The organism is Collinsella tanakaei (assembly GCF_030373545.1).
GTDB classification, from domain to species: domain Bacteria; phylum Actinomycetota; class Coriobacteriia; order Coriobacteriales; family Coriobacteriaceae; genus Collinsella; species Collinsella tanakaei_C.
Map to the genome: position 1 here is coordinate 103539 of NZ_JAUDCO010000004.1, position 18994 is coordinate 122532.

Below are 18994 nucleotides of genomic sequence, written 5' to 3' on the forward strand. Positions count from 1 at the left end.
CTTTCGGGTCGCCGCCGCCAGCATAGGCCCGGTCGAGCTGACGGGCCGCTTCTGCCTGCCGGCTGTCAGCTCGCGCGGCTGCCCGCCTGCCCGGCTGCCTGACCGCCCTGGTGTCCGGCTTCTCGCCCTCGCCAGCCCCAGGTCCAGGCTGCCTTCCCGGCCGCCTGACCGCCCCGGTGCTCACCTGCCTGCTTGCCTGCTCTCCCGCCAATTCGCCTACCTGCTCCTGCCTGCTAAAAGTTTTATCCGGTCGGCTGTGACGCTTCGAGGCCGATTTCTGTCACAACGGACCGGGTAAAACCGTTAGCAGCGTGACGGCGGCCAGGCAGGCGATTCGCTAGTAACGTGAGGGCGGATGGGGCAAGTCCAAGACCGCGCCGCCTAGCGATCGGTTTCCGCGGGGCGGGCAATCCACGCGCGGCGCATGAAGCTGTTGAAAGCTTGCTCGACGGGCAGAGCCGCGCAAATGCCGCAGACAGCGGCGCTGATGGCGAGAACGATCAGCGTTCCCCAGAGCGGGTCGAGCAAGATCGGCAGATCGTAGAAGGGCGTCCGGAAGGTGAGTGCCGCGCGGATGAGCCGGTGGATGACGTAGATCTGCAGCGAGCGCCTGCCGAGCAGGCCGAGGCACGGGCGCGTCTCGCTGGGGATGAGCTTGATGACGGCAAGCGAGAACACGACGGCGATTGCCGTGGCGACGGTTTTCTCCACGAGGCCGATGCAGATGCCGGCGAGATAGGGGGTATCGCCGTAGACGCGCTGGAAGAACCAGTCGTAGACAGTCGGATCAAGCAGGCGCGCGAGGGCGATTGCCGCAGCGACGGGCACCGCTGCCCACAGCCAGCGGTTGCCATGCAGCTGGGCCACGCGCTCCGGCTTCAGATAGTAGCCACACGCGAACCAGGGGAGAAACGTCAGCGTGCGGCTGATGGCGAGCAGGCCGTCCGAGAGGTCGACCGCGCCCCACGCAAGCGCGATCGCGCAGCTGATGCCGATGCCCATCGCGGGGCGCATGCGGGCGAGCAACGGCGTCGCGGCATACCACCACGCCATGGCGATGAGGTACCACGGTGCCGAGGTGAACTGGAACAGCTTGGGCAGCAGCTCGCTTCCGTTGATGAGAATGATCGCCGCTTGATAGGCGATGCCGAGTACCAAGTAGGAGATGATGCGGTTCACGTTCAGGTGCCCGTCGCGGTAAGCGCCTTTGGCGAACAGTCCCGACATGAACACGAACAGCGGCATGTGGAACAGGTAGATGATGTCGAATCCGGCGCTGATGGCGGGGTTGTCGTTGTGAACCGGGTGCATGAAGTGCCCGATGACGACGAGGACGATCAACACGCCCTTGATGTTGTCAAACAGCTCGATGCGCGTACGGGGGGGCATGGCGGAGAAACTCTTTCGTGCGGTAAGAAGACATTGCGCCACCATTGTAGCCATGAAGGATTGGGGAGCGACTCCGATCTTTGGCTCCCGCCCCCGCTTTACGCTATACTGGTCCGCGCAAGGGCGATTGGCGCAACGGTTAGCGCAGGTGCTTTACACGCACAAGGCTGGGGGTTCGAATCCCTCATCGCCCACCATAGTTTAGTTAACGGTGCCGCAAAGGCGCCGTTTTTGTTTTGAGCTCCATGCAGAGGGATTCGAACCCCGCTAGGGGCGCGGAGCTGAGAAAATGCGCTGAGCATTTTCCAGCGAAGCGCGCAAGGAGGCCCGAAGGGCATCCGCAGCGGGAGGCCGTCGCGAAGCGGCGGCCGACATCCCTCATCGCCCACCATAGGACAGTTGGCGGCACCGGCGACGGTGCCGTTTCTTGTGGGCGCCCCCCTGCAGGGGGATTCGAAGCCCACCGGTGACAAGTTCGTATCCGGCACCATCTTGTCGCGACAAGTTTGTACCCGGCGCCATCTTGTCGGGGGATTCGTGCGGTTCGGGCTACAATGGTGCGCGACGGTTCCGTGCGACCAAGGAGGGCCCATGCCCCATACCGTGCTGCCCGATATCCCCACCGGCGAGCTGCGCGAGCGCCTTTCGCGCGTGCGCTACGTGTTCACCGACCTGGACGGGACCATGCTGGCGCCCGGCTCGTGCGCGCTCAGCGATGCGGCGGGCAACCCGAGCCTCGATCTCGTCAGCACGCTCATCGACCTCAAGCGCGCCGGCGTCGAGGTCATTCCGTGCTCGGGGCGCAACCGTTCCATGCTGCACGAGGATTCGCGCGTCTTCGGCCTCAACTCCTACATTGGCGAGATGGGCGGCCTGCTCATGCTCGACCGCGGCGATTCGCGCTGGGAGTATTTCTGCGCCGACATGCCGTACAACCCCATCTGGGGCTATTCGCCTCACGAGTGCATCGAGGCCACGGGCATTCTCGACGAGTTCTCCAACCGCTGGCCCGGCCTGCTCGAGTACCACAACGACATGTCGACCGGCTACAAGCACCGCGAGGTGACCGTGGGCCTGCGCGGCGAGATCCCCGACGAGGAGGCGTGGGACATCATCCGCGCATCCGGCGCCGAGCTCGATTGGGGCGATAACGGGTACCTCAACTACATCTCCGCCCCCACGACGCTCAAGCTGCCCGAAGGCGTCAAGGGCCGCGCCTTCAACATCATGCCGCGCGGCCTCAACAAGGGACGCGGCATCGAGCGGTTCTGCGAGCTGCGCGGCATCGACCTTGCACAGACGCTCGCCATCGGCGACGCGACGTCCGATTTTCTCATGGCGGATTACGTGGATACGTTCTTCTTGGTCGAAAATGGTCTCAAGAACCCGACGGCCGAGGAGTTTCTGGCGACCCACGACAACGCGTTCGTCACGCGCGGGCGCATCGTCGACGGTTGGGTCCAGGGGATGCGCTGCCTGCTCGCGGCGCTCGCATAGGAAGGGACGTTGGAAGAGATGACAGCTCAAGGGGATAGCAGGCCCATCGGCGTGTTCGATTCCGGCCTCGGCGGCCTGACCGTGGCGCGCTCCATAGCCACGTCGCTGCCGCATGAGTCCATCTACTACGTGGGCGACACCAAGCGCTGCCCCTACGGCGTGCGCACCGAAAGCGAGGTCCGCTCCTTCGTACTGCAGGCGGGTCGCTGGCTGGCCGCCCATGACGTCAAGATCATGGTCATCGCCTGCAACACCGCGACGGCAGCCGGCCTGCGCATCGCCCAGCAGCTGCTTCCCATCCCGGTCATCGGCGTCATCGCGCCCGGTGCCCGCGCCGCCATCAACAGCACGCGCACGCGCAAGGTCGGCGTGCTCGCTACCGAGCTCACGGTTCGCTCCGGTGCCTACACGCGGGCGATTCGCGATCTGGATGCGGGCGTTTCGGTCTACGGTTGCCCCGCCCCGAGCTTCGTCGAGATCGTGGAGAACGAGCTGGCGACCGGCGCGCACCTTCAGGAGCGCTGGCTCCAGGACGGCGACGTGTTCGACACGCCCGAAAACCGCGCCGAGGTGGAGCGCACGCTCAAGCCGATTATCGAGTCCGGCGCCCAGGTCGACACGGTGGTGCTGGGTTGCACGCACTTCCCGCTGCTCGTGAACCCCATCCGCCATGCGCTCGGTCCCGACGTGCGCGTGGTATCGTCGGCGGAGGAGACCACGCGCGAGCTCACGGACATCCTCGTGCGCCGCGAGCAGCTTGCCGGCGAGGACGCGGTGCCCGCGCATCGCTTTGCGACGACGTCAGACAACATCGCCGAGTTCGCGGCGGCCGGCAGCTTCATCTTCGGCCAGCCGCTCAAAAGCATCGAGCACATCAGCTTGGACGAGCTCGATCGCTACTAACGCGGTTGGGCGGGACGTGTCCGGCCATCCCATGGGTCAGATGGGGACGTGTTCCCCTCAACCCATGGGTCAGATGGGGACGTGTTCCGTCCAACCCATGGGCTGCAGGCAAAACGTGTTCCGTCCGTCCGCATGGGTTGGACGGAACACGTCCCCATCTGACCCATTGAGATTCACGACAAAGGAGTAGACGACCTATGGATCATATCGAGATCAAGCGCGCAAACGGCCGCGCTGCCGGCGCCCTGCGTCCGGTCAAGCTGACGCGCGAGGTCATGAAGCACGCGCTCGGCTCGTGCCTTGTCGAGTTCGGCGATACCCGCGTACTGTGCGCCGCCACCATCGAGGAGGGGCTTCCCGCCTGGCGCCGCGCAAGCCGTCAGGGCTGGGTGACGGCGGAGTACGCCATGCTGCCGGCGTCGACCAACCGCCGCAGCAAGCGCGAGACGGGCTCGCGCAAAGGCCGTTCGATGGAGATCGAGCGCCTGATCGGCCGCAGCCTGCGCACCGTGACCAACATGCGCGCGCTCGGCGAGTACACCGTCACGGTCGACTGCGATGTGATCCAGGCCGACGGCGGCACGCGCACGGCGAGCATCACGGGCGCCTGGGTGGCGCTCCACGACGCCCTCATGGCATGGGTCGAGGCCGGCAAGATCGCGCGCCTGCCGCTCACCGGCCAGGTCGCCGCGGTGTCCATGGGCGTGGTCGACGGCGCCGAGCTGCTGGACCTCGACTACGCCGAGGACTCGCGCGCCGAGGTCGACATGAACCTCGTCGCCACCGATACGGGCGAGATCGTGGAGATCCAGGGCACCGGCGAGCGGACGCCGTTTTCGCGCGAGCGCCTCGGCCGCCTGCTCGATCTGGGCGACGCGGGCATCCGCCAGCTTATCGACCTGCAGAACCAGGTGACGCTCTTCCGCGACGACGAGTAGGCGCCGCCAGCCGATAGGGAAGGAGGGGCAACATGGCCCTCGAGAAGATAGATATCGATTCGCTGGACCCGGCGCGCACCATCGTGGTGGCCACGGGCAACATGCATAAGCTCACCGAGATCGAGGAGATTCTCTCGCACGTCCTGCCCGATGTGACGTTTGTTGCCTTGGGCCAGCTTGGGGACTTCGACGATCCCGAGGAGACGGGCACGACGTTTCTGGAGAACGCCCTCATCAAGGCCCAGGCTGCGGTGGAGGAGACCGGGCTTCCCGCCATCGCCGACGACTCGGGCCTTATGGTGGACGCGCTCGGCGGAGAGCCGGGCGTGTACTCCGCGCGCTACGCGGGCGTCCACGGCGACGACGCGGCGAACAACGCCAAGCTGCTCGCCAATCTAACCGATGTCGAGGACCCCGCGCGCACCGCGCGCTTCATGAGCGTCGTGGCGCTCATCGACGTCGACGGTCTGGTGACCTATGGCGAGGGCGCCTGCGAGGGGCGCATTGCCCACGAGGGGCGCGGCACCAACGGCTTCGGCTACGATCCGCTGTTCTTGCCCGACGACACGCCGGGCAAGACCATGGCCGAGCTCACCCCGGAGGAGAAAAACGCCATCAGCCACCGCTTCCATGCGCTCGAGGCCCTGTCGGCGAAGCTTTCCGGCGAGGACGCATGAGGGCGGTCGTCCAGCGGGTCTCCCGTGCGAGCGTGACGATCGACGGTGAGGTCGTCGGCAGCATCGGCGCGGGCTACCTCATCCTGCTCGGCGTGGGCGCGCAGGATACCCGCGCGGAGGCCGATAGGCTGTGGGCCAAGCTCAGCGGCCTGCGCATCAATGAGGACACCGACGGCAAGACGAACCTCTCGCTCGCCGATATCGACGGCGAGGTGCTCGTCGTGTCGCAGTTCACGCTGTACGCGAACTGCCGGCGCGGGCGCCGTCCCTCCTTCACCGATGCGGCAGAGCCGGCGCTCGCCAACGAGCTGTACGAGTATTTCGTCGAGCTCGTGCGCGCGGACGTGCCGCATGTCGCGACGGGCAGGTTTGCCGCCTATATGGAGGTGGAGCTCGTCAACGACGGGCCGTTCACCATCGTGCTCGACACCGACCAGCTTGCGTAGACGCGCGGAAACACAAGACGACAGGGCGGCGCGCCCCGTTTGCCAGGCCCGGCAAACGGGGCGCGCCGTTTGCTGTGAGCGCGCTGCTTTGCCATGGGGCGAGGCGTAGCCTGGGGTTCTTGCGTGCTCCACTGTGCTGACGTGCAATCTCGATATGACCCTGCTATACTCGGTGCGTTTGTGAATACAGTGGGATAGTTCTGCGCATTTTCGCCCACATCTGGAGGAGGCGCTATGGAAGAGCTTGAAGTCAATCATGTGGATGAGATTCACGAGAAGCTGTTGGAGATGATCGGTCAGCGCGTTAAGGTCAAGGCCAACATGGGCCGTACGCGCGTCGTGGAGCGCATGGGCTGCATCAAGACCGTTCACCCTTCCGTGTTCATTGTGGAGGTCGATGAGCGTCGCGGCCGCAAGTCCCGTCAGTCGTACCAGTATGTCGACGTCCTGACGGGTACCGTCGAGCTGTTCGACCCCGAGTCGGGCGAGCACCTGTTCACGCCGCTCGGAAACCAGCTCGAGGAGCACTAGGATGAACGCCGCCGCGCGCCTGCGGGTCGACGCGCCCGCAAAGGTCAACCTGTATCTGGGTATCCACACGACGACCGACGCGCGCGGCTACCATCGGGTCGACACCGTCATGACGGCGCTCGGCCTCGCCGATACCCTCATCTTTGAGCCGGCTTGCGACCTGCAGGTCACCACCGTTCCGGATGCCGGCATTCCCATCGAGAAGAATACCGTCTGGCGCGTCGCGCATGCCATGAGCGAGGCATTCGGACGCCCGGTCGAGGCGTCCATTACCGTGGAGAAGCACATCCCGCTTCAAAGCGGCTTGGGCGGTCCCTCCGCTGACGCCGCCGCCGCGATCGCGGGCATCTGCGAGCTGTGGGGCATTGACCGCACCGATCCCGCCGCTGTCGCCGTTGCGCGCAGCATCGGCGCCGACGTTCCGTTTTTCCTCTACGGCCCGCCTGCCTATCTGGCCGGTGCGGGCGACGAGCTCGTTGAGCTCTTTGAGCCGCTCGACGACGTGCCCGTGGTGCTCGTCAAGCCGCGTCACGGCGGTGTCTCGACCATCGAGGCGTACCGGCGCTTCGATGCCGACCCGTGCGAGCTTGGCGATCTTTCGGGTATGCTGCGCGCCATGCGCGCCGGTGACAAGGACGCAGCCATAGGGGCCGTCTTCAACAATCTGGCTCCCGCGGCGATTGACATCCTGCCCGAAATCGGCGACGTGCGCGGATGGCTGCGGGCGCAGCCGGGTGTTCGCGCCGCCGAGGTGTCGGGGTCGGGAGCGACCGTCTTTGCCGTGTGCGAGTCGCACGACATCGCTCAGCGCCTTGCCGCTGTGGCCTCTGACCAGCACGGATGGTGGTCGTGCGCCACAAAGATGGAGAAGTCGGGACTGACGGTATCCACGTGCTAGCAATCGCGCGCGGAGTGTGTTAGGATAATCGAGCTTTCGGGTTGTGGCTCAGTTTGGTAGAGCACCGCGTTCGGGACGCGGGGGTCGCTGGTTCAAATCCAGTCAACCCGACCAGTGAATGTGAACAGGCCGGCGTGGTTTTCCGCGCTGGCCTGTTTTGTTGTGGACGGTGGCCGAGAGCGACGTCTAGGCTTGTCGAACGGGGACAGTGCGCGAATGCGGAGTATAGATTGCCGTTGCGGGCGCGACAAAGCGAGCTGCCCGGGGTGACGCGCGCATGCAGATTTGGGCATAACCTGTCCTTGCATTGGTGAAAGAGAGCGAATTGCGCGATTTCGGCTGCCTGAACGCAGGGATGTTGCAAAGGTTGGTTCCAAGGTGGGCAATTTGTTCAGATATGAAGGATTGACCGAGCGAAAACGGGCTAAAGGTGTGTGTCGGGGGCATTGCGCAGACAGTCGGCAAAGTATAGGCGAAATGACAGTATAAAGAGAATAAAACTAAATGCTGTTACTTGCTCAACAGCGCCAGCTTTGGCAGTCGTCTCGGTCAATCTATTGACCCTTCAACCTTCATATCTGAACAAATTGTCCAAAATCGGCATTGCTGGCTTTCACTGTCGAACTTCGGATGCAAAACCAGGGCGGTTTACTCGTAAATCGCCTCGCCCGTCATCGCGCACCGGCGCGTTTACAGCACGGTTCCGGTGAGGCGAGGCATCCGGGGCTCGCCGCAGACCATGTATATCCGGTCGTGCCGTCGATGGTGCGGGGGAATCGTGCCAAAACAAGATTCAGGTTGGGGTACGCGAGCGTGCGGCCCATAACTCACGTGTAAAATATGGCGGTGTTGTCCATGCCGCATCGGCGTTGTATACTCTTTCGAGCTGGAAAGCGCCCGGGTACGCACGGCGGCCGCGCTTTTCGTATCGAACATGCCATGTATTCGTGGGAGGAAAAGTATGTTCCCTAAGGGTTTTGAGTGGGTTGTCATCCTCATCGTCGCACTGCTGATCTTTGGTCCCAAGAACCTTCCGAAGCTCGGCGCCTCTCTGGGCAAGACGGTGAAGAACATCCGCGAGGGCATGTCCACCGATGAAGCCGAGGCCACCGAGGAGGAGCCCGAGTCCGAGGAGGACAAGGAGATCCGCGAGCTCGAGGCCAAGCTTGCCGAGGCCAAGGAGGCCAAGGCCAAGAAGGAGGAAAGCCCGATCGAGGAGGACTAGTTCCACCGCGAAGCGGGGTGAGCGATGGCCGGCTTCCCCGGAGGGGCGAGCCGGTCATTTTGTGTTTTGGAGTATCCGCCGTCCGAGGCGACGGCGATGGCAGAAACGTTGCAAGGAGAAGCACGCATGGATGCAAGCGAGATCGTACTGACAGCTGAGGGCCGCCAGAAGCTCGTCGAGGAGCTCGAGTGGCGCGAGGGCGAGAAGAGCCGTGAGATCGTCGAGCACATCAAAGAGGCCCGCGCGTTCGGCGACCTTTCCGAGAACGCCGAGTACGATGCCGCCAAGGAGGAGCAGGCCAAGAACGCTTCGCGCATCGCCGAGATCCAGGCCATCCTCGCCAACGCCCGCGAGGCCGAGGTCGGCGAGCACGGTCTGATCGTCTCCATCGGCTGCACCGTGTCGCTGGTCGACGGCGACGGCGTCGCCATCGACGTCACCTTGGTGGGTACCACCGAGACCAACTCGCTCGAGCACAAGATCTCCAACGAGTCCCCGGTCGGCCGTGCCATCATCGGCCGCGCCGAGGGCGAGACCGTCGAGGTCATCACGCCTTCCGGCAAGTCCCGCGTGTACACCATCACGAAGATCTCGCGCTAGGCCATAAGGTCCCGCGCAACGCACGTTTGCTCGCTCCCTGGGACCTCGTGTTTCAGGGGGCGTTTTTCGTAGAGGAGCTACCATGGAAGACATGCAGAACGCATCCGCCGAGGCACCGGCCGCCTCGACGCTCAACGACGAGCGCGCCCGCCGTCTTGCCGACCGCGCCGCGATGCTCGCTGCGGGCAAGAACCCCTACCCGGAGCACTCCGACGTCGAGAACCATGTCGCCGATATCGAGGCCGCCTATGCGGAGCTGCCCGCCGGCGAGGACACCGACGACGTGGTGAAGATCGGCGGCCGTGTGGTCGCCAAGCGCGGCCAGGGCAAGATCATGTTTGTGGTCCTGCGCGACCCGACCGGCGACATCCAGCTGTTCTGCCGCATCAACGACATGCCCGCCGACGCCTGGGAGCTGCTCGGCGAGCTCGACCTGGGCGACATCGTGGGCGCCGAGGGCGTCGTGGTGCGCACCAAGCGCGGCCAGCTGTCCGTCGCCCCGAAGAAGCTCACCCTGCTGTCCAAGGCGGTCCGCCCGCTGCCCGAGAAGTTCCACGGCCTGTCCGACAAGGAGACCCGCTATCGTCAGCGCTACGTCGACCTGATCGTCAACGCCGACGTGCGCGAGACCTTCGCTAAGCGCTCCCGCATCGTGAGCGCCTTCCGCCGCTACATGGAGGACAACGGCTACATGGAGGTCGAGACGCCCATCCTGCAGACCATCCAGGGCGGCGCCACGGCCAAGCCGTTCATCACCCACTTCAACGCGCTCAACCAGGAGAATTACCTGCGCATCGCCACCGAGCTGCACCTGAAGCGCCTGCTGGTGGGCGGCTACGAGCGCGTGTTCGAGCTGGGTCGTATCTTCCGCAACGAGGGCATGGACCTCACCCACAATCCCGAGTTCACCACCATGGAGGCCTATCGTGCCTACTCCGACCTTGAGGGTATGAAGGAGCTCGCCGAGGGCGTCATCAAAGCGGCCAACGCCGCGGTGAACGACTCTGAGCAGATCGAGTACCAGGGCAAGACCATCGACCTGTCCGGCAGCTGGCCGAGCCGCCCCATGACCGAGATCGTCTCGGAGGTCATGGGCCGCGAGCTCAACCTCGACACGCCGATCGACGAGCTGCGCGCCGCCGCCGAGGAGTGCGGCATCGAGGTCAAGCCCGAGTGGGGCCCCGGCAAGCTCATCGCCGAGATCTACGACGAGCGCGGCGAGGACTCCATCGTGAACCCCACGTTCGTGTGCGACTATCCGGTCGAGGTGAGCCCGCTCGCCAAGCGCTTCGAGGACGATCCGCGCCTCACGCATCGCTTTGAGCTGGTTATCGCCGGCCATGAGTACGCCAACGCGTTCTCCGAGCTGAACGACCCCGTCGACCAGGCCGAGCGCTTCGCCCGCCAGATGGAGGAGAAGGCCGGCGGCGACGACGAGGCCATGGAGTACGACGAGGACTACGTGCGCGCGCTCGAGTACGGCATGCCGCCGGCAGGTGGCATCGGCATCGGCATCGACCGCGTGGTCATGCTGCTCACCGATTCGGCGTCCATCCGCGACGTGCTGCTGTTCCCGCACATGAAGCCCGAGCGCGGCAGCGCGAACGGCGCCGCCGCTGCGCGCGCCAAGGAGGCCGAGGGCGCCGGCGCCGCCTCGTCCAACGTCGCGCCGAACCTCAAGCCGACGATCGACTTCTCCAAGATCGCCGTCGAGCCGCTGTTCGCCGATTCTGTGGACTTCGAGACCTTCAGCCGCTCGGACTTCCGCGTGGTCAAGGTCAAGGACTGCGTGCTGCCGCCCAAGAGCAAGAAGCTTCTGCAGTTCACGCTTGACGACGGCTCGGGCACCGACCGCACCATCGTGTCGGGCATCCACGACTACTACGAGCCCGAGGATCTGGTCGGCCGCACCTGCGTGGCCATCACCAACCTGCCGCCGCGCAAGTTCATGGGCATCGAGAGCTGCGGCATGCTGATCAGCGCCATCCATCAGGAGGGCGACGAGGAGCGCCTGAACCTCCTCATGCTCGACGACGCCATCCCGGCGGGCGCCAAGCTGTACTAAGGGACGGCGGAATATCGTACGCTGCGCGGGCCGCTCGGGAAACCGGGCGGCCCGTTTTTTCGTGACGTGCGGTTCAACCTTTTTCAACGGGCGCGGAACGAGGACCGCCTCGCTGCGCTACCATGCAGGGGTGGGGAGGTGCCGCAGACATGCAGGACGGTCAGCTTCATTATCGCTACGAGAACGCGAATGCGAATCTCAGGCTCGAGCACTACGTGTATCGCATCGGTTCGTACCACTACAACTGGCACGCCGACTTTGAGCTGCTCGTGGTCGTGAAGGGCTCGGTCGAGCTGTGTGCGAGCGGCGCGCGCTACGTGCTCGACGAGGACGACATGATCCTCATCAACCCCAACGAGGGCCATGCGACGCTCGGCTTGGGGCAGGACAACACCGCCATGGTCCTTCATATCGACCCTGCGTTCTTCCGTGGGTATTTCGGTACCGATGAGATGGTGTCGCTGCGGCTCGTGTCCGATCCCGCGCGGCGATCCGACCCGCGTTTGGCGACCATCCGTCGGTGTCTGGCGCAGATGATGGTGCTGAGCGCTCGAAGCGACCCCGCATCGCGCCTGCACTACGACGCATCGTTCTATCGTCTGATGTCGGCGATCGTTCCGGAGGGGTCCGGGCGCGAAGACGCCGATACGTTCCGGATCGACCATGGTGGCAACGACGTGGTCAACAAGTTGGTCGCTTATATCGAGAGGAACTATCGCCGTCGCGTCACCTTGGCCGATCTTGCACGCAAAACCGGCTACAACACGAGCTACATCTCCCAATTGTTCAAGGACAAACTCGGCATCAATTTCTCGGATTACCTCACGCGCGTGCGCCTGGCGGCGGCGACTGCGGCGTTGAGCTCGAGCGATGCGCGTGTGAGCGATATCGCCGCCGAGTATGGATTCGCTGACCTCAAGGCGTTCAATGCCGCGTTTAAAAAGACCTTCGGGAAGTCGCCTACGGAATACCGCGGGTTGCTGTCCGCTGACAATCGAGCGACCGATACGGTCTTCAAACAGGTATTCGTCTCCGCCGATGATGAATACGTCGGCATGAAGCTGGCGGGATACATCGCCGGGCGATCGGATGGGGACGCCGCGGCCGTTGCGCGGAAAACGACTCCCTTCGATGACAAGGCGTTGGACGATTTGCGGCGTTCGCTCGAGGAGATGCGCTCCTCGCTCGAGCAGGCGACGGCGATTGCCGCCGAGCTTACAACGCACTGAACGGTCGCCGACATTCTAGCCCCCATCGTGCATCTCCGCTTACCGGCGCTTGTCGACCGTTCGCCGCGTGTCGCCTGACGTACGGGGAATTCTGTTTTCCAAAGAATCGACATGCGGCACATCTTTAGCTCCCGTGCATGTCGAATCTCCCGCCCTCATCGACAATAATACCGAATAATCGCAGCTAGATGATGCTTTGCGTCGAAAGGTGCCCTTTATATCCAGGGTGCTGCGTCGTGGTGTCGCGCCGTTCGCCCGGCGCATCGCCGTGACGGGAGAGCGCCTGCACAATTGGAAGGAACCTCGCTTCTCCACGCCGTAATCTTCAAATCGTCGAAGCCCGAAAAAACCCGACGACAGCAGATAACCTGCAGGTCACGGCATGCGGGCAATCAAATCCCATCCAGATAAGGGAGGTAGAGCAGGTGGAGAACAACGAGAGCTTGGAGCGGCTGGCGAACATCGTCGCCGACTTCACCAGTCTGGTGGGCAAGCGTCTGCCCGACGACGTCACGGCGAAGCTCAAGGAGCTGAGCGAGCACGAGACGAATCCCATGGCGCAGATGATCTACAAGACCATGGCCGCCAACCAGGAAAAGGCGTGGGAGCTCAACCGTCCGTCGTGCCAGGACACGGGCCTCATCCAGATGTTCGTGAGCGTGGGCAGCAAGTTCCCCTACATCGACGAACTTGCCGACGTGCTCAAGGAGGCGGTGTTCCGCGCCACGCAGAAGGCCCCGCTGCGCCACAACACCGTCGAGACCTTCGATGAGAAGAACACCTACACCAACGTCGGCACCAAGTCCCCGTGGCTGTACTGGGATATCGTCCCGGGCGATGACAAGGTCAAGATCCACGTGTACATGGCGGGCGGCGGTTGCTCGCTGCCCGGTTCCGGCAAGACCTTCATGCCGGGCGAGGGTTACGAGGCGGTCGTGAAGTTCGTGCTCGACCTCATGACCTCCTACGGTCTGAACGCCTGCCCGCCGCTCATGGTCGGCATCGGCATCGGCACCTCAATCGATTCCGCGGCCTACATGTCCAAGCTCGCGCTCATGCGCCCGGTGGGCAGCCGCAACGGCAATCCGCTGGCCGCGCAGCTTGAGGAGGAGCTCATCGACGCCATCGATAAGGTCGGGTTCGGCCCGCAGGGCCTGGGCGGCTCCGCTTCGGTGATGGATGTGCACATCGAGAACTCCGCGCGCCATCCGTCCGTCCTGTCCTGCGCGGTGAACGTGGGCTGCTGGTCGCATCGCCGCGGCACCATCGTGATCGATTCCGATCTCAACTACGAGCTGCTTACTCACAAGGGGGTTGAGCTGTGAAAAAGGTACTCCACACACCGGTTTCCGCCGAAGATCTGAAGGACATCCACGTCGGTGACGTCGTCTATCTGACCGGCCACATCACCACCTGCCGCGACGTCGCGCACCGTCGCCTCATCGAGCTCGGCCGCGAACTGCCCATCGACCTTGACGGAGGTGCTATCTTCCACGCCGGCCCCATCGTGCGCAGCACGAAGAACGAGGACGGTACCGAGACGCACGAGATGATCTCGCTCGGCCCCACCACCTCCATGCGCATGGAGAAGTTCGAGAAGGAGTTCATCGAGCAGACCGGCGTCAAGGTCATCGTCGGCAAGGGCGGTATGGGCCCCAACACCGAGGCAGGCTGCAAGATCGGCCCCGCCATCCACTGCGTGTTCCCCGCGGGCTGCGCGGTGCTCGCCGCCACCGAGGTCGAGGAGATCGAGGATGCCAACTGGCGCGAGCTCGGCATGCCCGAGACCCTGTGGACCTGCCGCGTGAACGAGCTCGGCCCGCTGATCGTCTCCATCGACGCCGAGGGCAACAACCTGTTCGAGCAGAACAAGGTTACGTACAACGAGCGCAAGGAAGACGTGCTCGACGATCTGTACGACAAGGTGCACTTTATCAAGTAGCACGTCTTTTCTGGTGACCCACCTTCCCTTCTCGCGCTGAAGATACCCGTGTGCGGACGGGCAGCGCCCACTTCTTTGCTGGGCGCGGCGATCCATGCGTCTTTATTTCGCCGCGCCCTTCTCTTTCTTAAGGTGACGTCTCGGTTTGGACGGATTTCCTTCGTTTCGACAATGCAATAGTTCTTTGCTTTAGGAGGTGCTTCCCCCTTGCTGACCGTTTTGGCTCTTGCGATGATCGTGTGCTTCATCGTGCTGCTGTCCATGAAGAAGCTCTCGGTCTTTAACGCGCTCACCTTGGTCCCGCTCGTCTTTGGCGTCATCGCGATGTTTGTCACCGGCGCGAGCTTCTCCGACCTGTTTACCTGGATCAAGGAAGGCGTATTCTACACGGTTAACTACGAGACGCAGAGCACGTCGATGGGTGTCATTTCGCCCGGCCTGACGATTCTGTTCTCGATTCTGTATTTCGACCTCATGCTCGGCGTCGGCCTGTTCGATCCCGTTGCCGCGTTCTTCATCAAGATGGCCAAGGGCGACCCGCTCAAGGTGCTCATGTCCACCGTCATGGTCTCGTCGGTCGTTGCGTTTAACGGCGACACCACGACGACGATCATCATCTGCGTCTCGGCGTTCATCAACCTGTACAAGCAGCTGGGTCTCAAGTTGATCTACCTGGCCATCATCATCGTGGCGCCCATCGGCATCTGGAATCAGCTCCCGTGGGGCGGTCCGACCATCGCCGCGGCGACCGCACAGGGCATCGAGGTCAACGAGCTGTTCGCCGCGCTCCTGCCCGGTCTTATCGCCGCGCAGATCACCGTTATCGCCATCACGTATTTCATCGGCCGCAAGGAGCGCAAGCGTCTTGGCTGGTCGCCGGATGACGCCAAATCCGTCTCGCCCGAGCAGCTCGACCGTATGATCGCCGCCGTGCGCGACAAGGATATCGAGCTCAAGCGCCCGAAACTGTTCGTGTTCAATCTCGTGCTCACGCTTATCGCCGTCGTCCTGCTCATCCAGGGTGAGATCCACGGCTCGACCATCTTCATGCTCGCCTCCGCCATCGCGCTCGTGGCGAACTACCCGAACGTCGATGAGAGCTCGCAGCGTCTCGAGGACCTCGCCGCCGACGTGCTGCCGACCGCGGTGATCACGCTCGGTGCGGGCGTGTTCTCCGGCGTGCTGACGGGCTCCGGCATGGCGACCGCGCTGGCGAATTTCATCGCCAGCGTCATCCCGACGCAGCTTTCGAGCCATATGGCGCCCATCTATGCCGTTATCGCGACGCCCGCCATCTGCTTCCTGCCGCAGGATGCGTTCTATTTCGGTATCGCGTCGGTCATGAAGGACGTCATGGCCCAGTTTGGCATCACCGCCACGCAGGCTGCTGTCGCTTCGATGGCGGGCCAGGCGTTCCGATTGGTGAGTCCGGTCATCCCTGCGCTCTATATGCTATGCGGCGAGTGCAAGCTCAACTTCGCCGAGTTCATGAAGGAGTACGGCAAGTATTACGGCCTGATTTTGCTTGCGGTCTACCTTGTGGTCTACGGTGTCACGGGCGCCTTGCCGTTCTAGGAACACAACCGAGCATCCTCTTTTTCTTACGCAGGGAATGGGGCGTCTGAGGGCGCCCCAATCCCTTCTTGAGCAAATCACTGTCCGGGGCTTGCTGTGCGATGTTGGCTTTGCGGCGCGCAGCGATTAGGTTGTGCAGCCGCGCCCCTGTCGTGTGAGGGCCCTTGTTGCACTTGATGCGTTTCGCTGCGCGAGGTCGCTTTGCGGTGCGAGATGACCCTGCCGCACAAGAGCGCTAAGCTGATAGGGGAAAGGGGACATGGATATGGACGACAAGACGGACGGAGCTTCGCGGCACGCGGCTGCCGGATTGACGCCGGCACAGCTGCGCGTCGTGGCGACGCTGGGGTTTTGCGGGTTGGTGTCCGCTGCCGACAACTGGTTCGTGTCGCCGGCACTGCCCGCGATTGCCCAGACGCTCTCGGTGGCGCCCGTGGCAGCAACGGTCATCCTGACGGCATATATGTTGCCCTATGGCACTCTGCAGCCGGTCTGCGGATCCATCGCCGATCGCATCGGGCGGCTGCGCCTGCTGCGCATCATCGTGCTGGGGCTGTGCGCGGGAACGTTTCTGTGCGCCGTCGTTCCGAGCCTGCCCCTGCTGGTCGTCGCGCGGATCGTGACCGGCTGTTTCGCGGCGGGTATCATCGCGGTGTCGCAGGCGTTCGTCAGCGACGTGGTGGCACCCGAGCAGCGCGGGGGAGCGGTGGGCATCCTCATGGGAATCACCTTCACCGGACAGGGACTTTCCGCCGGGCTCGGCGGCATCCTGACCGATGTCGTGGGCTGGCGCGCCGCGTTTGCGACGTTCGGCGTGCTGGCAGCGCTGGCGTGGCTGGGGCTTCTGGGTCTGCGCGAGCCGTCCCGCAGCGATGTGTCCGGCGACGGTTCTGCGCGTCCGTCTGTCGTGTCGGGCTCCGTGCGTGCGGGCAACCCGGTCGCGGTGTTTCTTCGGTCGGCGATACGTATCTTTTTAGGGACGCGTCGGACGGTGTATCTGCTCGCGTGCTCGACGGGCCTGCTGTTTTTGGGCGTCTATGGGCTCATGGGCACGTTTTTAAACCAGGTGTGCGGTTTGACCTCGACCCAAGCGGGTCTCGTCATGATGTTTTATGGCGTGTGCTGCCTGTTCGGAGGGTCCGTGGCGGGCAAGCTCGGTGCGCGACGGGGCATCGGCGGCGTCATTCGGATCGGCGAGCTGTCCGGCGTGCTGGCGGTCTGCGCCCTTATGGTGTCGACGCTTTCGGGCTTGTGGGTTCCCGCCCTTGCGGCCGCGGCGTGTCTGGGATTTGGCTATATTTCGGTGCAGCCCTCGTTGGTGACGCTGTCGATGGATGCCGACCCGTCTCAGGTGGGCCTGTGCACCGGCCTTATCGGTTTCGGCGTCTTTGCGGGCGGCGGCGTGGGTTCCGCCCTCGGCGGCGCCGTGCTGACGGCGGGCGGCTATCTCGCGCTGTGGGCGGTAGCGGCAGTTGGCCTGCTGCTGCAGTTTGCGGCAAGCGCCCGACTCAGGGGCTGATGCCCCAAAAGGCGCCAGCGATGTCCCCAAAGAGGCAAGAGAACATCGGACATGCGCGAAGTGAGTGCGTCGTTTTGGAAACCCTTTGTATACCGGCGAGGTGGCAATTCGCTGAGCTGGGGTTTTGCGATGTGTATCGCCCTGTCTACTCGGCGGTTCCGATTTGAGACACACACTTCGCGACGCAACCGGCAAAAAGCGCACCGGGCGCGGTCGACCCGTTCGGGTCACGCGCCCGGTGCGCTCAAATGAAGGCAGAATGGTGCGCATCGAATGATGCGGTCAGCCTACTTCTTGCCGAACAGACCGCCCAGGCCCTCGGCGATGCCGGAGAGCGGGGAGTTCTCGAGCACGCCGCCCAGGTTCTCGGCGATGTTGCCCAGATCGAGGTTACCGAGGTCCAGGCCCTCGGGCAGCTCGATGCCGCCGCCCATGACGGCGTCCTTGACGTGGTCGATGACGCCGGAGAGGTCGGCGCCCTCGAGCTTGTTGCCGGTGATGCCCTCGATGGCGCCGGCGGGATCGGAGAGGATGTCCTTGATGGCCTCGGGGCTGTTGCCGAGGTGCTCCATAACCTGATCTGCGATTGCCTTGATGTCCATGGTGATCCTTTCGATATCGATGGGGGCGTATCGCCCGCTTGAGACTATACCGGCTTGTATCTGCTGCAACCAGTCTATTAACGATTCGATGAACGCCCTGTCATGACAAATGGGATCGGTGCTCCACAAACAAAACGCTTACGAGGGCGCGGGAATCTTGTTAGGGTAATGCCTACAGCTGCTCGAATCGACACACATACCAAGCTGGCGTGCCCGCGCGAATCGGTACGCCGGCTTTTTCGTTTGGGTAGCCACGTCATGCATCCGTCGAGAAAGGATTGTCAGCCACATGCCGACCAACAAGCGAGAAAGCCTCATCTTCACGATCATCATGTGCTTCTGCATGGTGCTCTGGATGTCGGTCTACAACGTTGCCCGTGTCCATGACTGGACCTTCAACCTGCAGGCGCTTGCCGACGCCTGGCTTGGATTCCCACCCGCCTACATCGTGGCCATGCTACTCGATGTGCTCGTTGCCAGCCGCTTCGCCAAGTGGTTCGCCTTCCGCTTCCTCGTGGTGCCGGGCAAGAGCTCCAAGCTCGCCATCACGCTGGCGATCAGCACCATGATGGTTTTCCCGATGGTGCTGTTCATGTCACTTTACGGCGCAATCGAGGCCTTCACCCACGTGGGCGATCCCGCGATGATCCTGCCGGCATGGATTTCCAACATCCCCTGGAACTTCGCCGCCGCTCTACCCTGGAACCTGCTCATCGCCGGGCCCGTCGCCCGCTATCTCTTCCGCCGAGCCTTCCCCGAAGGCACCATCCTGTCCAAGCCCCTCACAGCCTAAAGGCCCCTTACCTACCACACCCCCCGGTAGCCCGTGCTCGAACAGGGTGCCCGCAGGTCCGGGAGCGCGAAAAGCCGGCGCCCCGTATTTCTAAGCGAAGCATTCCGCAGCGCGAAGCGCGAGGACGCTGAGCGTGAAATACAGGGGCGCCGGCTTTTCGCGCTC

Annotated in this window: 18 protein-coding genes and 2 tRNA genes; 18 read left to right on the forward strand and 2 right to left on the reverse strand. The window is 63.6% G+C overall.

The features are described 5' to 3' along the window. Positions 1 to 381 precede the first annotated feature (381 nt). Positions 382 to 1389, reverse strand: a complete 1008-nt coding sequence (locus QUW00_RS04555; RefSeq protein WP_289613210.1) for an acyltransferase family protein — start codon at positions 1387 to 1389, stop codon at positions 382 to 384. 121 nt (positions 1390 to 1510) lie between these two features. Between QUW00_RS04555 and QUW00_RS04560 the strand changes: the two genes are divergently transcribed. The 17 genes from QUW00_RS04560 (at position 1511) to QUW00_RS04640 (ending at position 17434) form a co-directional block, all read left to right on the forward strand. After that, positions 1511 to 1586: transfer RNA gene (locus QUW00_RS04560), tRNA-Val, on the forward strand. A 394-nt stretch (positions 1587 to 1980) separates the two neighbouring features. Continuing rightward, a complete protein-coding gene (locus QUW00_RS04565) occupies positions 1981 to 2886 on the forward strand; it encodes an HAD family hydrolase (RefSeq protein ID WP_289613211.1) in 906 nt (301 codons plus the stop codon). A gap of 18 nt (positions 2887 to 2904) precedes the next feature. Then, entirely contained in the window at positions 2905 to 3789 is an 885-nt protein-coding gene (gene murI / locus QUW00_RS04570) for a glutamate racemase (RefSeq protein WP_289613350.1), read from the forward strand. 197 nt (positions 3790 to 3986) lie between these two features. Continuing rightward, positions 3987 to 4727 (forward strand): ribonuclease PH, encoded by a 741-nt coding sequence (gene rph, locus QUW00_RS04575; RefSeq protein WP_289613212.1) that lies wholly within the window; start codon positions 3987 to 3989, stop codon positions 4725 to 4727. Between the two features lie 32 nt (positions 4728 to 4759). Beyond that, positions 4760 to 5404, forward strand: a complete 645-nt coding sequence (gene rdgB / locus QUW00_RS04580; RefSeq protein WP_289613213.1) for an RdgB/HAM1 family non-canonical purine NTP pyrophosphatase — start codon at positions 4760 to 4762, stop codon at positions 5402 to 5404. After that, a complete protein-coding gene (gene dtd, locus QUW00_RS04585; protein WP_289613214.1) occupies positions 5401 to 5850 on the forward strand; it encodes a D-aminoacyl-tRNA deacylase in 450 nt (149 codons plus the stop codon). The genes rdgB and dtd overlap by 4 nt, the downstream gene beginning before the upstream one ends. Before the next feature lie 234 nt (positions 5851 to 6084). Next, on the forward strand, positions 6085 to 6381 hold the full coding sequence (locus QUW00_RS04590) for a Veg family protein (RefSeq protein ID WP_289613215.1): 297 nt from the start codon (positions 6085 to 6087) through the stop codon (positions 6379 to 6381). Position 6382: 1 nt separating this feature from the next. Further along, the gene (ispE, locus tag QUW00_RS04595; RefSeq protein ID WP_289613216.1) at positions 6383 to 7279 is read left to right on the forward strand and encodes a 4-(cytidine 5'-diphospho)-2-C-methyl-D-erythritol kinase; all 897 of its coding nucleotides are present in this window, start codon (positions 6383 to 6385) and stop codon (positions 7277 to 7279) included. Positions 7280 to 7316: 37 nt separating this feature from the next. Then, a tRNA-Pro gene (locus tag QUW00_RS04600) sits at positions 7317 to 7393 on the forward strand. An 847-nt stretch (positions 7394 to 8240) separates the two neighbouring features. Next, positions 8241 to 8504 (forward strand): twin-arginine translocase TatA/TatE family subunit, encoded by a 264-nt coding sequence (tatA, locus tag QUW00_RS04605; protein ID WP_289613217.1) that lies wholly within the window; start codon positions 8241 to 8243, stop codon positions 8502 to 8504. A 126-nt stretch (positions 8505 to 8630) separates the two neighbouring features. Beyond that, positions 8631 to 9104: a GreA/GreB family elongation factor gene (locus QUW00_RS04610; RefSeq protein ID WP_289613218.1), complete on the forward strand. Its 474-nt coding sequence runs from the start codon at positions 8631 to 8633 to the stop codon at positions 9102 to 9104. A gap of 82 nt (positions 9105 to 9186) precedes the next feature. Then, a complete protein-coding gene (gene lysS, locus QUW00_RS04615; RefSeq protein ID WP_289613219.1) occupies positions 9187 to 11169 on the forward strand; it encodes a lysine--tRNA ligase in 1983 nt (660 codons plus the stop codon). Positions 11170 to 11318: 149 nt separating this feature from the next. Next, the gene (locus QUW00_RS04620; protein ID WP_289613220.1) at positions 11319 to 12398 is read left to right on the forward strand and encodes a helix-turn-helix transcriptional regulator; all 1080 of its coding nucleotides are present in this window, start codon (positions 11319 to 11321) and stop codon (positions 12396 to 12398) included. Between the two features lie 425 nt (positions 12399 to 12823). Further along, entirely contained in the window at positions 12824 to 13723 is a 900-nt protein-coding gene (gene ttdA, locus QUW00_RS04625) for a L(+)-tartrate dehydratase subunit alpha (protein WP_289613221.1), read from the forward strand. Beyond that, positions 13720 to 14340 (forward strand): L(+)-tartrate dehydratase subunit beta, encoded by a 621-nt coding sequence (ttdB, locus tag QUW00_RS04630; protein WP_289613222.1) that lies wholly within the window; start codon positions 13720 to 13722, stop codon positions 14338 to 14340. Before ttdA ends, ttdB begins: the two co-directional genes overlap by 4 nt. Positions 14341 to 14547: 207 nt before the next feature. Further along, positions 14548 to 15915, forward strand: a complete 1368-nt coding sequence (locus QUW00_RS04635; RefSeq protein ID WP_289613223.1) for a citrate:proton symporter — start codon at positions 14548 to 14550, stop codon at positions 15913 to 15915. Between the two features lie 265 nt (positions 15916 to 16180). Further along, the gene (locus QUW00_RS04640) at positions 16181 to 17434 is read left to right on the forward strand and encodes an MFS transporter (RefSeq protein WP_289613224.1); all 1254 of its coding nucleotides are present in this window, start codon (positions 16181 to 16183) and stop codon (positions 17432 to 17434) included. A gap of 287 nt (positions 17435 to 17721) precedes the next feature. Here the strand turns inward: QUW00_RS04640 and QUW00_RS04645 are convergent, their stop codons facing one another. Continuing rightward, positions 17722 to 18036 (reverse strand): hypothetical protein, encoded by a 315-nt coding sequence (locus QUW00_RS04645; RefSeq protein WP_289613225.1) that lies wholly within the window; start codon positions 18034 to 18036, stop codon positions 17722 to 17724. A gap of 289 nt (positions 18037 to 18325) precedes the next feature. On the opposite strand from QUW00_RS04645, the gene QUW00_RS04650 reads away from it, so the two are divergent. Further along, a complete protein-coding gene (locus QUW00_RS04650; RefSeq protein ID WP_289613226.1) occupies positions 18326 to 18829 on the forward strand; it encodes a DUF2798 domain-containing protein in 504 nt (167 codons plus the stop codon). Positions 18830 to 18994 lie beyond the last annotated feature (165 nt).